13 protein-coding genes and 1 pseudogene are annotated in these 15118 nt (G+C 61.1%); 4 read left to right on the top strand and 10 right to left on the bottom strand.

Going from position 1 to position 15118, the window contains the following annotated elements; genetic code table 11:
• Nucleotides 1-110: 110 nt before the first annotated feature.
• From ABWL39_RS15345 to trxB, 8 genes are all read right to left on the bottom strand, one after another.
• Nucleotides 111-1154 carry a bifunctional UDP-4-keto-pentose/UDP-xylose synthase gene (locus ABWL39_RS15345; protein ID WP_367793071.1) on the bottom strand — a complete coding sequence of 348 codons (1044 nt, stop codon included), beginning with the start codon at nt 1152-1154 and terminating at the stop codon, nt 111-113.
• Between the two features lie 20 nt (nt 1155-1174).
• Entirely contained in the window at nt 1175-2101 is a 927-nt protein-coding gene (locus ABWL39_RS15340; protein WP_367793067.1) for a formyltransferase, read from the bottom strand.
• Complete coding sequence (locus tag ABWL39_RS15335) at nt 2098-3045, bottom strand: glycosyltransferase (protein ID WP_367793064.1); 948 nt, start codon at nt 3043-3045, stop codon at nt 2098-2100. The genes ABWL39_RS15340 and ABWL39_RS15335 overlap by 4 nt, the downstream gene beginning before the upstream one ends.
• Before the next feature lie 58 nt (nt 3046-3103).
• Complete coding sequence (locus tag ABWL39_RS15330; protein WP_367793061.1) at nt 3104-4228, bottom strand: DegT/DnrJ/EryC1/StrS family aminotransferase; 1125 nt, start codon at nt 4226-4228, stop codon at nt 3104-3106.
• A 5-nt stretch (nt 4229-4233) separates the two neighbouring features.
• Entirely contained in the window at nt 4234-4605 is a 372-nt protein-coding gene (locus tag ABWL39_RS15325) for an SMR family transporter (protein ID WP_367793058.1), read from the bottom strand.
• Entirely contained in the window at nt 4602-6260 is a 1659-nt protein-coding gene (locus ABWL39_RS15320) for a phospholipid carrier-dependent glycosyltransferase (RefSeq protein ID WP_367793055.1), read from the bottom strand. Before ABWL39_RS15320 ends, ABWL39_RS15325 begins: the two co-directional genes overlap by 4 nt.
• 97 nt (nt 6261-6357) lie before the next feature.
• Complete coding sequence (locus ABWL39_RS15315; protein ID WP_367793052.1) at nt 6358-6984, bottom strand: Smr/MutS family protein; 627 nt, start codon at nt 6982-6984, stop codon at nt 6358-6360.
• Between the two features lie 62 nt (nt 6985-7046).
• Nucleotides 7047-8000, bottom strand: a complete 954-nt coding sequence (gene trxB / locus ABWL39_RS15310) for a thioredoxin-disulfide reductase (protein ID WP_367793049.1) — start codon at nt 7998-8000, stop codon at nt 7047-7049.
• A 188-nt stretch (nt 8001-8188) separates the two neighbouring features.
• Here trxB and ABWL39_RS15305 point away from each other — a divergent pair, with 188 nt between their 5' ends.
• Complete coding sequence (locus ABWL39_RS15305) at nt 8189-9847, top strand: methyl-accepting chemotaxis protein (RefSeq protein ID WP_367793046.1); 1659 nt, start codon at nt 8189-8191, stop codon at nt 9845-9847.
• A gap of 253 nt (nt 9848-10100) precedes the next feature.
• Nucleotides 10101-10205, top strand: a pseudogene (locus ABWL39_RS15300) (radical SAM protein); the annotation flags it as partial.
• A gap of 174 nt (nt 10206-10379) precedes the next feature.
• Here ABWL39_RS15300 and ABWL39_RS15295 read toward each other — a convergent pair.
• Nucleotides 10380-10529 carry a DUF3149 domain-containing protein gene (locus ABWL39_RS15295; RefSeq protein ID WP_367793043.1) on the bottom strand — a complete coding sequence of 50 codons (150 nt, stop codon included), beginning with the start codon at nt 10527-10529 and terminating at the stop codon, nt 10380-10382.
• A 166-nt stretch (nt 10530-10695) separates the two neighbouring features.
• Here ABWL39_RS15295 and ABWL39_RS15290 point away from each other — a divergent pair, with 166 nt between their 5' ends.
• Together ABWL39_RS15290 and ABWL39_RS15285 are read left to right on the top strand one after the other, a co-directional pair.
• Nucleotides 10696-11460 carry a phytanoyl-CoA dioxygenase family protein gene (locus tag ABWL39_RS15290; RefSeq protein ID WP_367793040.1) on the top strand — a complete coding sequence of 255 codons (765 nt, stop codon included), beginning with the start codon at nt 10696-10698 and terminating at the stop codon, nt 11458-11460.
• 391 nt (nt 11461-11851) lie between these two features.
• Entirely contained in the window at nt 11852-13378 is a 1527-nt protein-coding gene (locus ABWL39_RS15285) for a hypothetical protein (RefSeq protein ID WP_367793037.1), read from the top strand.
• Nucleotides 13379-13430: 52 nt separating this feature from the next.
• Here the strand turns inward: ABWL39_RS15285 and ABWL39_RS15280 are convergent, their stop codons facing one another.
• Nucleotides 13431-15062: a 3-(methylthio)propionyl-CoA ligase gene (locus ABWL39_RS15280; RefSeq protein ID WP_367793034.1), complete on the bottom strand. Its 1632-nt coding sequence runs from the start codon at nt 15060-15062 to the stop codon at nt 13431-13433.
• Nucleotides 15063-15118: the final 56 nt, after the last annotated feature.

Genomic DNA, 15118 nt, shown 5'->3' with positions numbered 1-15118 from the left:
CGGCCAAAAGCGGCGCAGGAACAAGCCTAACCTATGCGGCTCAGGGCTTGGCTTGGCCGCATGAAAAAGGGGCTGCCTGAAGCAGCCCCCGATTCGCTAGCGGCGAATGCTTACTCGACCAGACGGCGTGCTTCGGCAACCTGGGTGCGGTAGGCGTCGAAGATGTAGCGCAGCGCTTCCTTCATGCTGAATTGCGGCTTCCATTCGAGATCCTGCATTGTGTTCTCGATCTTCGGTACACGGTTCTGCACGTCCTGGTAGCCCTTGCCGTAGTAATCAGCCGAGGTCACTTCGACCAGATTGACCTTGAGCGCGTTGTCGCGGTACTCGGGGTAGGTCAGGGCGAGTTCCAGCATCATCTCGGCGAGCTCACGCACGGAGAAGTTGTTGACCGGGTTGCCGATGTTGTAGATCTTGCCGGAGGCGCGATCATCCTTGTTCTCGATGATCTTCATCAGCGCGTTGATGCCATCGTTGATATAGGTGAATGCACGCTTCTGCTCGCCACCGTCGACCAGCTTGATGTCCTCGCCACGCACGATGTGGCCGAGGAACTGCGTGATCACGCGGCTCGAGCCTTCCTTCGGTGTGTGGATGCTGTCGAGGCCGGCACCGATCCAGTTGAACGGGCGGAACAGCGTGTAGTCGAGGCCTTCCTGCATGCCGTAGGCGTGGATCACGCGGTCCATCAGCTGTTTGGAGCAGGCGTAGATCCAGCGCGGCTTGTTGATCGGGCCGTAGATCAGGTCCGAGCCTTCCGGGTCGAACTCGCCATCCTTGCACATGCCGTAGACCTCGGAGGTCGATGGGAACAGCACGCGCTTCTTGTATTTCACGCACTGGCGGATGATCGGCAGGTTGGCTTCGAAATCGAGCTCGAACACGCGCAGCGGCTGCTGTACATAGGTGGCCGGCGTGGCGATGGCAACCAGCGGCAGCACGACGTCACATTTCTTGACGTGGTACTCGATCCACTCCTTGTTGATGGTGATGTCACCTTCAAAGAAGTGGAAGCGCGGGTTGTCGAGCAGGCCCGAAATCTTGTCGGTGAACATGTCCATCCCGTACACCTCCCAATCGGTGGTGTCGATGATGCGCTTCGAGAGGTGATGGCCGATAAAGCCGTTCACGCCGAGAATCAGAATCTTCTTCATGGTGGTTGTCCTTGGTATTGTCAGTCGGTCAACGCCCGCGGCTGGTGGCCGAAGCGTGCGATAAGATCGGCAGCCGTGGTCGGCTTGCCGGCAAGCGTGAATTCGAGCAGGCGCAGCACTTGGCCGTCGCCGCAGCTCGCGTAGATGCGGTCACCTGCCACGAACAACGCCGGGTACGCGGTGGCGGCTTTCACTGCGGGTGCGGGCAGGGTTCGCGTCACCAGCATGGGAAGCCCCGCAAGCCGGCAATGTGCGCCGGGGTAGGGCGGGGCCACGGCACGCACCAGGTTGTGAATATCCCGCGCAGGCTGTTGCCAGTCGATGCGGCCATCTTCCGCCTTGCGCCCGCCGAAGTAACCGCCTTGCGATAGGTCTTGTGGCGTCAGCTGGGCTGTGCCATCGAGCAGCGACGGCAGGCAGCGATAGAGGGTGATTTCCGCTGCCACCACGACCTTGTCGAATACCTGTCTGGCAGTGTCGTTGGGCAGGATGGGCACGGCCGTCTGATCGACAATGGCGCCGTTGTCAGGCTTTTCGTTCATCACGTGCAGCGTGGCGCCGGTCTCGCGCTCCCCGCGGATGATGGCCCAGTTCACCGGTACGCGACCGCGATATTGGGGTAGCAGCGATCCGTGCATATTGAAGGCGCCACGCTTGGGCACGGCCAGCAGCGGCGCCTTGAGCATGTTGCGGTAATAGAACGAGAACAGGAAGTCGGGCGCCGCCGCAGTGACAGCAGCCAGGGTTTCCGGCGTGTTCGGATCATCCGGCGTGATCACCGGGATGTCGTGCAGGCGGGCCAAGTCGGCCACGCCGTCGAACCAGATGGTTTCGTTGGGATTGTCCTGATGTGTCACCACGAGGCTGATTTCGACGCCTTGTGCGAGCAGCACTTCCAGGCAGCGTACGCCGACATTGTGGTAGGCGAAGACGACTGCGCGGCTCATGCGCGATCGTCCCGGTTTTCCAGCACGGCCTGGATGATGTAGCGCGGCCGGTTGCGGACTTCCTGGTAGATGCGGCCGATGTACTCGCCGAGCAGGCCGATGCCGAACAGCGCCACGCCGATCAGCAGGAAGGCAATTGCAAACAGCGTGAACAGTCCGCCTTCTTCTGGCCCGATGATCAGACGGCGTCCAGCCAGATAGATCACGAGCAGGCCGGAGACCAGCGACACCAGCATGCCGAGCATCGAGAACAGCTGCAGCGGCACGATCGAGAACCCGGTCATCAGGTCGAAATTCAGGCGGATCAGGCTGTACAGCGAGTATTTCGATTCGCCGGCGGCGCGCTCGTCATGACCGACGATGACTTCCGTCGGCTTCGAGGCAAAGGTATAGGCCAGCGCGGGAATGAAGGTGTTCATTTCGCTGCACTGGTTGATTGCATCGATGATATGACGATGGTAGGCACGCAGCATGCAGCCCTGGTCGGTCATCTTGATGCGCGTGATGCGTTCGCGCAGGCTGTTCATCGCACGAGACGCGACATGGCGCCAGGCGCTGTCATTGCGTTGGCGGCGGATCGAGCCGACGTAGTCGTGTCCGCGGTCCATTTCGGCGAGCAGGGTGGCGATGTCCTCCGGCGGATTTTGCAGGTCGGCATCGAGCGTTACCACGTAGTCGCCTTGTGCGTGCGCAAAGCCGGCAAGAATCGCCTTGTGCTGGCCGAAGTTGCCGTTGAACAGGATCACGCGCGTCACATCGGGCCGCTTCTGGAACTGCTCGCGCAGAATCGCCGGCGAGCGGTCCTTGCTGCCGTCGTTGATGAAGATGACCTCGTAATTGCGCCCGAGCTTGTCGAGCGCCGGGTAGAGCCGGTCGAACAGTGCCTGCAACCCGTCTTCTTCGTTGTAGACCGGGATGATGACGGAAACTTGTGGTTGCGCCATGGGAACGTCTGGAATGGATAACAAAAATTGTGTTGCGGGCAATCAGCCAATAACGCAGTTAGCGCATATTGGCTGACAGAACCTCATGGATATTCTGGCAGACTCGTTCGACGTCTGCCTCGCTCATCCGCGGGAACAGGGGGAGCGTCACGGTTTCGCGGCCGATTTTCTCGGCGTGCGGGTAGTCGCCCTCTTTCCAGCCCAGGCCGCGATACAGTGTGAACAGGTGCATGGCGGGGTAGTGCACGCCAATGCCGATGCCGCGTGCATGCATGATCTGGATGAATTCGCCGCGGCTGATGCGCAAGGAGTCGAGTGGCAGTGTGAGCTGAAACATGTGCCAGTTGCTGTTCTCGAAGTCCTCGACCGGCAGCCCCAGGCCCAGCGTGCGGTCGAGCTTGGCGAAATAGTGGCGTGCCAGCGCCTTGCGCTGCGCATTGAAGGCCTCGATATGCTTGAGCTGGTGCAGCCCGATAACCGCAGCGACATCGGTCATATTGTATTTGCCGCCGGTCACGTCCACATCCATACCCCCGTCCGGGGAGCGCACCACACCTTGCAAGCGCAGCTTTTCGAACAGCGGAATCTCGGATTCGTCGCGCAGCACCAGGCAGCCGCCCTCGGTGGTGGTGAGGTTCTTGTTGGCGTGGAAGCTGATCGAAATCAGGTCGCCGAAACTGCCAATACGGCGGCCACGCCAGGTGCTGCCCATGGACTGGGCCGCGTCTTCGATCACGCGCAGGCCGTGGCGTGCGGCGATGTCGTTGAGACGGTCACGATCGACCGGCAGCCCGGCCAGGTCGACCGGCATGATGGCCTTGGTGCGTGGCGTGATGGCCGCCTCGATACGATCCAGGTCGATATTGCGGGTGTGCGGATCGACATCGACGAAAACCGGCTTGGCGCCTGCGTTGAGCACGACATTGCCGGTGGCCACCCAGGATAGCGGCGTGGTGATCACTTCGTCGCCTGCTTGTATGCCGATCAGGCGCAGGGCGACTTCCATGCCGCCGGTAGCCGAATTCAGTACGCGCACCGGCCGGCCGCCGAAATACTCTGACAGTGCTGCCTCGAATTGCTTGACCTTGGGGCCGCTGGTGATCCAGCCCGAGCGCAGCACGTCGCCGACGTCGGCGATCGTGGCCTCGTCGAGGGTGGGGCGGGTGAAAGGAAGATAGTCCATGCCGATTAGCTCCGGGCCACGAGATAAACACCGATGATGATGATGCCGATGCCGCTCAGGCGCATCGCGCCGAGTGCTTCGCCAAACAGGTACCAGGCCGCGATGGCATTGACGACATAGCCAATGGACAGCATCGGATAGGCCATGCTGACTTCAACGCGCGATAGCGCCAGGATCCAGACCACCACGCTGACGACATAGCAGCTCAGGCCACCGATGATGTAGGGGTTGGTTGCCAGTTTCCAGCCCATGGGCAGCACGTTGCTGACGTGGAAATCGATGTGGCCGACGCTATTGGTGCCGGCCTTGAGCGCCAGTTGGGCGACTGCGTTGAGCAGGACGCCGGTCAGGATCAGGGCGAATTCGACGAGTTTCAAGGTTTGCTCACTACGACGCGGCGGGTGTCGGATGCAATGACACGCATGGTCAGTTGTTGGTTCTTTGCCAGGTCGGCATAGGTTTCGGTGGACATCAGCGCCAGTGCCTCCGGCTGATGCTGCCAGGCATCAGTGAATTCGCGCAGTGTGGCGACGGCCAGCTCGGGTTGCTGGTCGATGCCCAACGACAGCTCGTCGCGATAGTCGACCAGCGTCAGCGTGCGCTTGATGTAGAACGGCAGCGTCTGATCATACATCTTCACGCTGTAGAACGGCACGCCTGGTTTGAGGTGGGGCTTGATGTCCTGTGCCAGGAAGAATGCCGAGTTCGAGCGGGCAAGGGCGTTGTGGCCGTTCAGGAAGAGCGAGGTGGCGATGACGGAGGCAAACCCCATCGCGACAAACGCCGGCAGCACCTTGGCCGACCGCGCAAGCAGATAGGCGACCGCGAAGCCGGCTACGCCGGCCAGTGCGGCAACACGCCCCCACTGGATGTAGGCATCAATCATCGCACGTGGCGTGGCCTCGCTGCCGTAGTTGGCAAAGTGCGGAGCAACCGCAAATATTGCGGCCACGACGATGGCTGCCGCGAGCAACAGGGCCGCGTGCCTGCGCAGGCTCGCCGCTTCTACACGTGACAGGTAGTCACCCAGCAATATCGCGACGGCGGGAAAGATGGGCAGGATGTAGGCCGGCAGCTTGGACTTGGAGGTACTGAAAAACACGAAGATGAACACGCTCCAGATCAGCAACAGTAGCTGTGGGCGGAAGCGTTCCGTCGGCAGCTTGCGCATGCTGGCGATGAGGCTCTGTGGCAGCCATGTCAGCCAGGGCGTGATGCCGATCGCAAGGATCGGCACGAAAATCCACCACGGCGCCAAACGTCTTGCCGCATCGGTCGAGAAGCGCTGGAAATGCTCGTGGATGAAGAAGAACTGCAGGAACTCCGGGTTGCGCGCCGACACCAGTGCAAACCAGGGCAGGGTCAGGGCGGCAAAGATCAGCAGCCCCGAGAGCCAGCGCATGCCGAGCAACAGCCTGAATTGCCGGGTGGCCAGCACATACAGCACGAGCGCGGCACCGGGCAGTACCAAGCCAATCAGCCCCTTGGACAGCATGGCACCCGCCATGGCAGCCCAGGTCAGCCACATCCAGTTGCGCTGTGTGTTGGCCGATGCGCCATCGCGATGGGCCATGAGGAAGCCGACCAGTGCCAACTCCAGAAAGAAGGATACGCCCATGTCGAGCGTGTTGATGTGGCCGAGCGCGAGGTAATAGAAGCTGCTGCCCAGTACCAGCGCCGCCAGCAGGCCCGCGCGACGCCCGAACAATACCGAGCCGGCATACGCCGCGGCGACGATGCCGAGAAACCCGGTGAGCGCGGTCCACAGGCGGGCCGTCCACTCGTGCTCACCGGCCACATGGTAGGCCACAGCGGTCGCCCAGTACTGCATCGGGGGTTTTTCGAAATATTTGAGGCCGTTCAGGCGAGGGGTGACCCAGTCGCCACTGGCCGCCATTTCACGCGAAATCTCGGCGTAGCGCCCCTCGTCGGGTTTGACCAGCTTGCGGTAGTCGAGCTGGCCGAACCAGATCGCCACAAAAACCAGGATCAGCGCCCACAGGGTGCGTTTAGTCAGAGCGTCGTCTTTCAAGATATGCGGGTTTGCGAAAAGGGGCGATTCTAACACCGCCGGCGGTAAACCGGCTTAGCGCTTGCTTAAGAATGCCATCTGACGGCTGTGCTGCCGGTCAGCGTGCGCTGCGCAGCAGGACGATCAGGGCACCGCCGCCGCCGTCGACATGGCGGGCCTGACAAAAGGCCAGGACCTCGTCGCGCTGGCTGAGCCAGCCCGGGACCTTGCCCTTGAGTACCGACTCCTTGTTTTTCGAGCCGAGCCCCTTGCCATGGATGACGCGGACGCAACGGATGCCTTCCTGGCGGCTGTGGATCACGAAGGCCGCGAGCGCATAGCGTGCCTCGTCGACATTGTGGCCGTGCAGGTCGATCTGTGCCTGCACCACCCAGTGCCCCCGACGCAGCTTCTTCAGTGTGTCGCTGCGCATGCCATCACGCAGGTAGGCGATCTCGACACCGGTCTCCGGCCCGTCCTCCCACTCGTTCCAGTCGCTCATCGAGTCGATCAGAACCTGCTGCTCGTCCTTGATGTGCTGCCGTGGTATGGCTTTGGGCAAGGCTGCCGGCAGATAGAGGCGGCCCGTGTCGGGCAGGCGCTTGACACCCTTCATCGCAGCCTTGAATGCTGCCCGGTCACGCACCTCAGGTGATGCGTCGATCGCGGCTGGCCGGGCCGCTGCCTTGGGTGCGGCGAGCGTCTTGCGCAATGTCTTGAGGCGGGCGAGTGTCTTGTCATCCATGGTCGGCATAACGTCAAAAGGGCGGCTCGTAGCCGCCCCGTCATCGCACAAGCGGGCTCGGCTTACTTGTCGAGCGCGGCGAGGTATTTGTCTGCGTCGAGCGCCGCCTGGCAACCCGATGCGGCGCTGGTCACCGCCTGGCGGTAGATGTGGTCCTGCACGTCGCCCGCGGCGAACACGCCGGGGATGTTCGTCGCTGTGGCGTTGCCGCTGCGGCCGCCCTTGGTGATGATGTAGCCGTTTTCCATCTCGATCTGGCCAGCGAAGATGTCGGTATTGGGCTTGTGGCCGATCGCGATGAAGCAGCCGGTCAGCTCCAATGTCTTGCTTGTACCGTCGGTCGTGGATTTGATGCGTACGCCGGTGACGCCGGTCTGGTCGCCCAGCACCTCATCCAGCGTGTGATTCAATTCCAGCGTGATTTTGCCGGCCTCGACCTTTTCCTGCAGGTGATCGATCAGTATCTTCTCCGCGCGGAAGGTATCGCGGCGGTGAATCAGCGTGACGTGGCCGGCGATATTGGCCAGGTAAAGCGCTTCTTCAACTGCTGTGTTGCCGCCGCCAACCACGCAAACCTTCTGGTTGCGGTAGAAGAAACCATCGCAGGTGGCGCAGCCGGACACGCCCTTGCCCATGAAGGCCTGTTCGGAGTCGAGGCCCAGGTACTGGGCCGACGCGCCGGTGGAGATGATCAGCGCATCGCAGGTGTACTCGCCGCTGTCGCCAATCAGGCGAATCGGTTTTTCGGTCAGCTTGGCGGTATGGATGTGGTCGAAGATCATGTCGGTGCCGAAGCGCTCAGCATGTTGCTGGAAGCGCTGCATCAGCTCGGGACCCTGTATCCCTGCGGCGTCGGCGGGCCAGTTGTCCACATCGGTGGTCGTCATCAGCTGGCCACCCTGGGCCAGGCCGGTGATCAGCGTGGGCTTCAGGTTGGCGCGTGCAGCATAGACGGCTGCGGTGTAGCCGGCGGGGCCGGAGCCGAGAATCAGCAGGCGGGAGTGCTTGGCGGTCATGATCCTAATCGTCCTTAACTTTACCCAAAGCCGTATTCTAACAAGTTCGGGCAGGCTGCTCGTGTTTGTTGAGATTGATTTTAATCTATCTCTTGATAGAGATTAACTATTTCATTAAACGCTGATTTAAACAATAATCCGAGTTCCCCACGTCTTTGCTCCCATCAATAAAACCAGTAGGAAGAGACATGCAAAGTAGAAAAGACGTCATCAAGGGTTTGGCCAGGATACGGGGGCTCAAGGTCAGTCACCGGCTGATCTTCCTGGTTACCGTGCTGCTTGCGTTGTTGATGGCCGTCAGCGCGCTCTCGGGCATCGGCATCAGCCGCGCCAATCTGGCGACTCGTACCACGTATCAGGATCAGCTCGTGCCGATGGTTGGGCTAGGCAAGTCGATCAACGAGATCAACGAGGCCAAGACCAAGCTCTATCTGGCGCTGGAAACCCAATATGTGAAAACCGCGGATGAGTATTTTGCGGCGATCGGGCAGCATGAAACGCATGTATTCGAGCAAATGTCGACGCTGCTCAAGGCAAGCGGCGACCCGGAGGCCACCATGCTGTATCAGGCCTTTACGCGGCGTTTCGCCGAATACCAGAAACAGCGCGAGCAGGTGGTCAATCTATACAAGGACACCATGCGCCCCGACGCAATCACCCTGTTTCGCGGTGCCTATATGGAGACCTTCAATGCCCTGATCGACACCATCAACGCCACCTTTGCCTACAAGGAAAAGCTGGCCAAGGCACAGTACGAAACAACGGAGGCCGCGGCAACCAAGATCAGGGCCGTCAGCATGGGGATTGCCCTGGCCGGCCTGCTGATCGCCATCCCGCTGTCGTTCTGGATCATCCGTTCAATCACGCGCCCGCTCAATTTCGCGATTTCCGCCGCGGAAAAGATTGCGGCTGGCACGTTGACCAATGACATCCGCACGACCTACCTCGATGAGGTGGGCCTGCTACTGAAGGCGTTGGCGGAGATGCAGAGGCAACTGCAGGCAATGATACGCAATATGGGCACAACGTCGGGTGAGCTGAGCCAATCGTCCGAGGCGCTGGCCCATGCCTACCACAATATCGAGGATGGCTCCTCGCGCCAGAGCGAGGCGGCTGCCTCCATTGCCTCGTCGGTCCAGGGCATGGGGGCCAGTTTCGAGCAGGCCCATGACCGGGCCGAATCGGCGCGTCAGCGCTCGGCCGAAGCCGTGGAGCTCGCGCATAACGGACAATCGGTGCTGGCGGCCGCAACAGCCGAGATCGACCGCATGGCGCGTGCCGTCAACGACTCGGTCGAGGGGATCGCGCGGCTGGAACAGCATTCGCAGGAGATCAGCGGTATCGCCGGCGTGATCAAAGAGATCGCCGACCAGACCAACCTGCTCGCCCTCAATGCCGCAATCGAGGCGGCGCGTGCCGGCGAGTATGGCCGCGGGTTTGCCGTGGTGGCGGACGAGGTCAGAAAGCTGGCGGAGAAGACTACGCAGGCGACCAACAGCATCCAGTCCGTGGTGCATACCGTCCAGCAGGAGACCGCCTCGGTGGCCACGGACATGAAGTCGGGCGCACGCCAGGTGAGTGTCGGTATCGGCCATATCAACGAGCTCGTGCCGGCCTTCCAGAACCTGGCGCGTGGTGCGGAGACGGCGGAGCGTGACCTGGTCGAGCTTGTATCGAGCACGCGTGCCCAGCTGCAGACCAGCACCGACATCGTCAAGTCAGTTGGGCGTATCGCCGAGATGTCGGATGCGAGCAACCGTGAGATCGACAAGACCAATCCCATCGTGGCCGAGCTGGAGCGCCATGCGAAGGCGCTGGAAGTGGCGGTGAAGCGCTTTGTCGTCTAGCGGCGTTGATGCTTGAAGCCAAAGCCGGGGGCCTCCCCGGCTTTTTTGTGGACGACAGTAAGGCCGCGCTGGCATTCTTTCGTAACTGTAATGAAATGCAGCAATGAGAAATGAACCAGTAGCCAAGGGCCGTGGCGCCAACGGCAATCCACCTAATTGCTTCAACAACCTGGTTCGCGAAGCGGCAGAGTCTGATTGGCCTGGTGGTGTAGGGGAGGCGGCCAGCATCGTACCCTAGATTGTCTGGCACGAGGCAAAGTCGGCGATCAGCCACAACCGCTCGCCTGACATCTATTTCAGCCCGTCGATCAACCCTTACCATGGCTGCGAGCACGGCTGCATCTATTGCTACGCCCGCTGGGGTGTTCGGCAGGGCTGGATTCGAGAGCAAACTCGTTACCAGGCGTGGCCTGCTCGCGTGGCTGAGGGCCGAGCTGATCCGGCAACGCTTCGAGCTTGCCTGCCGGCGAGCGGGGTTGTTGAGGCAGCGGCTGGGTTTGGATTGCAGCCGTTTCCAGCCACCGCAAGGCGCTCAGCTACGTTTGTTCTGATTTTTTTCTGCGTCGACGACCATTTTGTGGAAGTACCAAGCATAGTAGCCCGCCATCCCGATGATGGTGGCAATGACGATGGCGCTCATGATGCCTACGTCGGATGACAGCAGTTCTTTCCACAATTCCATGATGTACTCCTGGGTGATATAACCATTGTATTAATAAGGTTATACGCTTGAAGGCCGGCCTGGTTTGACCTAAGTCAAGCTAGGACGGTGCGTGCGGAGTCATTGAGCAGATTGCAATCTACCTTGCATCGGGTTAGCGTTGCGCTTTGTCCCCGTTGGCTCTGCCATGCCTGATTTGATGTTGTCCGACGACCAGCTCCGCTCATTTGACGAGCATGGTTATCTGATTCTTCCCGGCCTTGCCGACCCGGCCCAGTGTGACGAGATGGTGCGCTTCGCTGCCCACGAGTTGGCGCGGGAAGCCATGCCCATCGAGTTCGAGGCGGATACGCAGTACCCAGGCGCGCCGAGCTCGCGCCAAGCGGAAGGCGGCAGGACTGCCCGCCGCTTGCTGCAGGCCTATGGGCGCAGCCCGATGATCTCTGCTTGGGCGACTGGCGCGGCGCTCGCATGGCCACTGAAGCAACTGCTGGGGCCGCAAACGTATTTGGTGCAGGCTCATCACAATTGCATCATGACCAAGCAGCCGCGCTTCTCCAGTTTGACCGGTTGGCATCGGGATGTTCGCTACTGGCATTTCGAGCGCCCCGAATTGATCTCCGCCTGGTTGGCGCTGGGGCAGGAAACGCCGGAGAATGGCTGCTTGTCGGTGATTCCCGGGTCGCACCACACCACGATTTCGACAGCGCAACTAGATCAGGCGCAGTTCCTGAGAACTGACCTGCCTGAAAACCAAAGCCTGATCGGGCAGGCCGTACTCGTTCCATTGAACAAGGGCGATGTACTGCTGTTTCACAGCAATCTGTTTCACTGCGCGGGCAACAACCGCACGACGCAAAACAAGCTGTCTCTCGTATTTACCTATCGCTCCGGCGACAACCTGGCCGCGGCCGGAACCCGTTCCGCCAGCCAGCCGGATATTCCGCTGTAGCCCCCCAGGCAGGCCGTATCGGTTTACCGTTCGGCCCGTCATCGCGTGCGACCAAGGCTGCACGGCCAGGCGGGGTGCCCGGGCAGTCACGGCCCTGTGGGGTGAACAGGATCCTGCCGATAGAAAAACCAAATGACATAAAGCATGACAGTTGGCATACTCGCTGACTAGAGTAATCCATCTAGTCGAGGCACGTGTGTCCAAGTCGCGCAATCTTTCCGTATCGCTCATCGCGTTGTTATTGGCTTCCTGTGGCGGCGGGGGCAGTTCGGGGGGCGATGCGGCGCCATCGACAGTATCGGTTTCCGGCATCGTGGCCGACGGCTATCTGCAAGGCGCCGTCGTATTCGCTGATTTGAATGAAAACGGGGTGAGGGATGACACCGAGCCCATGACGACAACGGACAGCGGTGGTGCATTTACCCTGCAGATGCCGTCGAATGTGATTGTTCCGACGCTGCTGGTGGATGTCCCCGCCACGGCGGTCGACCAGGATACTGGCCAGGCCGTCGGGCGGCCCTACCGGCTGAGCACCATTCCGGGCCAATATGGCACCATCAATCCGGTTACTACCATGCTCCATGCCGTACTGGAGACGCACCCCGGCATGGCCAGTGCGGATATCGAATCATATGTGCGTGACGTATTCGAGCTGAATTCGAAGTTCCTGTTCACTTCCGACTATCTGAACCCGCAGGACAACGTCCGCCTGACCACGACCCAGAATCAACAGAACCGCGCGGATGCCGCCAAGATGCACAAGGTAGCGCGCGTATTGGCGTATTACCTTGCACAGCAGCAGGGGGCCGCATTGGCTGCTTATGGCGGCCAGTTGCCGAGCGGCAAAGCCCGTACAATCTATGCCGTGCTGGCCAACGAGGTGCTGCAGCAGGCTGCGACGATTGCGGGCCAGCTCCCCGATGGCGATGCCACCTTTGATCCTGCCAGCATCAAGCTGACCTTGCCCTCTGTCACGGTGCAGCGTCTCGATGCTGCGGCCAGTCAGCTGCGCCTGGCGACCGATATTTCACTGGGGGAGGCGCTCAAGGCTTCCGATCTATATGTGTACCCCTACCAGAATGCGGCAGGCAACTGGGTCAAGCTGCGCGTGTATCAGGATCTGGCCTCTTCATATGGCGTCGTGCAATTGCGTACCCACAACTACCTGCTGTCGGCGGGGGGGGCGGTGGAGCAGCGGGACTACAGTGTCGTGAGTTATGCCGGCGTGGGCAGCCTGTTTGAAGGTGCCTATAGCTATGAACGCACTACCGGCCGCAGCACCATTGCCGGGCCGGGGGGGGCGGCACTGCAATTCAGCGTAGCCGCATACGATGTCGGCGGCGATCAGATCGGCAACACCGTCGATGCGGTTCGCACGCTTGGCTCCACTGCCGTCTGGCCGACGGGGGCCCGTGTCTACAAGGCGCTGATGACCAATGTTGCCGATTTCTATGGTCGTGCAGCCAATGCCCAGGTGCTGACAGGCAAGCTCCCTGATGCAATATTGGCTTGTTGCAGCGAACAGGGGCAGGACTATCGCGTCGGCGCGCTGGGCATGCGCTTCACGCGCACTGGTGTCGATACCTCGGGGCAGACTATCGGCACCATTCGTTTTTCGCGCTACGACGGGGCGACCGCAACGGGTCTTGACACCGCCGGTAGCTGGTCTGTCAGCAGCGAGTCGGTCGGCAAGGTATTGGCGCTGACCATTCCGACTGCGTATCGATCGCTGATGGCGGGCCTGGACAAAGATCCTGTCTTCGCCAGCAACCAGCACCCGCCTCAGTACGTGCTGTCCGGGGCGATGGACGGCAGTTCACCGACGGCGTCCTGGCGTACGCCGGCCGGGCGTGTCACGCCTGTGATCATGCTGAACCAGATCGCGGCAGACGCGCTGGAGCATGCGCTGGGTTATTGACCCGGTATCGCCCAGCAAAAAGCCCGGTTTTTACCGGGCTTTTTGCTTTGCATCAGGCATCGGGCAGCACGTAATCGTGAAAGCGCTCCCGCAGCTTGAGCTTCTGTACCTTGCCCGTGGCCGTGTGGGGGAGTTCATCGAGGAACACGATGTCGTTCGGCATCCACCACTTGGCAATCTTGCCTTCAAACCATGCCAGGGCCTCTTCCCGGCTCAGGCTTTGGCCGTTCTTGCGGACGATGACGAGAATCGGCCGTTCATCCCATTTCGGGTGGCGTATGCCAATCGCCGCCGCCTCGGCGACCGCCGGGTGGGACATCATGATGTTTTCCAGCGCGATCGAGCTGATCCACTCGCCACCCGATTTGATCACGTCCTTCGAGCGGTCGGTGATCTGCATGTAGCCGTCGCTATCGATGGTGGCGACGTCGCCGGTCGAGAACCAGCCATCGTCGCTATGCTCAGCACCCCGCTCGCGTTCGTAATACTGGCTGCAGATCCAGGGGCCGCGAACCTGCAGGTCGCCAAAGGCAACCCCGTCGTGGGGCAGCGGCGTGTTGTTCGCATCAATAATCCGCATGTCCACGCCAAACACCGGCCTGCCCTGCTTCAGCTGCAAGGGGAGCAACTGTTCCTGCGTGGCATCCTTGTGCTTGAATTTGGGCGCATAGACGGTGCCGACAGGGCTCATCTCGCTCATCCCCCAGGCATGCAGGACATGGCAGCCGTAGTCTTGAACAAAGCTGCGAACCATCGATTCAGGGGGGGCCGCACCGCCGATCACGACGCGGTTCAGCGTGCTTGGCCGATAATCGGTTTGCTTCCAGTGCTGCAGCAGGGCTAGCCATACGGTCGGCACCCCGGCGGTGACGGTGACGCCTTCCTGCTCGAACAGCTCGGTGAGGCTGGCGCCGTCGAGTTTTGGCCCCGGGAAGACCAGCTTGCAGCCGGTCATCGGCGCGGCATAGGGGATGCCCCAGGCATTGACGTGGAACATCGGCACAACCGGCAGCACGCAATCGCGCGCCGACAGGTCCAGCGCGTCGGGCAGGGCGATGGCCAGCGAGTGCAGCAGTGTCGAACGGTGGCTGTACAGCACGCCCTTGGGGTTGCCGGTGGTGCCAGACGTGTAGCACAGCGATGATGCCGTATTTTCGTCGAAACTTGGCCACTCGAACTGATCGTCCTCTGCTTCCAGCAACGTTTCATAACACAGCAGCCTGGGCAGCGAGCTGTCGGGCAGATGGTCGCGATCGGTCATGGCAACGAAGGCCTTGACCCCGCCAAGCTGCGGGGCCAGGGCTTCGAGCAATGGCAGGAAGGTGATGTCGAAGAACAGATACTGATCCTGTGCATGATTGACGATATAGGCAATCTGCTCCGGAAACAGCCGTGGATTGATGGTGTGGCAGACGAGCTCGCTACCCGAGGTGGCGAAGTAGATTTCCAGGTGGCGGTAGCCATTCCAGGCCAGTGTGCCGATGCGGTCGCCAGCCTGGCAGCCGAGCCGCTTCAGTGCATTGGCCAGCAGGCGGGTGCGACGGTGGGCATCGCGCCAGGTATAGCGATGGATGTCCCCCTCCGTGCGTCGGCTGACAATCTCGGTGTCGCCGTGCCAGCGCTCGGCATGCTGGATGAGTGCCGAGATTTGCAGGGGGGCGTGCATCATCAGGCCTGTGAGCATGTAGTTTCCTCCATTGGGTGGCTTGTCGTTGTGATGTGCGTTGCGAAGCGGCGCCA

This window comes from Chitinivorax sp. PXF-14 (assembly GCF_040812015.1).
Classification (GTDB): domain Bacteria; phylum Pseudomonadota; class Gammaproteobacteria; order Burkholderiales; family SCOH01; genus JBFNXJ01.
Note: the sequence above shows the minus strand (reverse complement) of the source record. Positions and strands in the feature narration are given on the sequence as shown.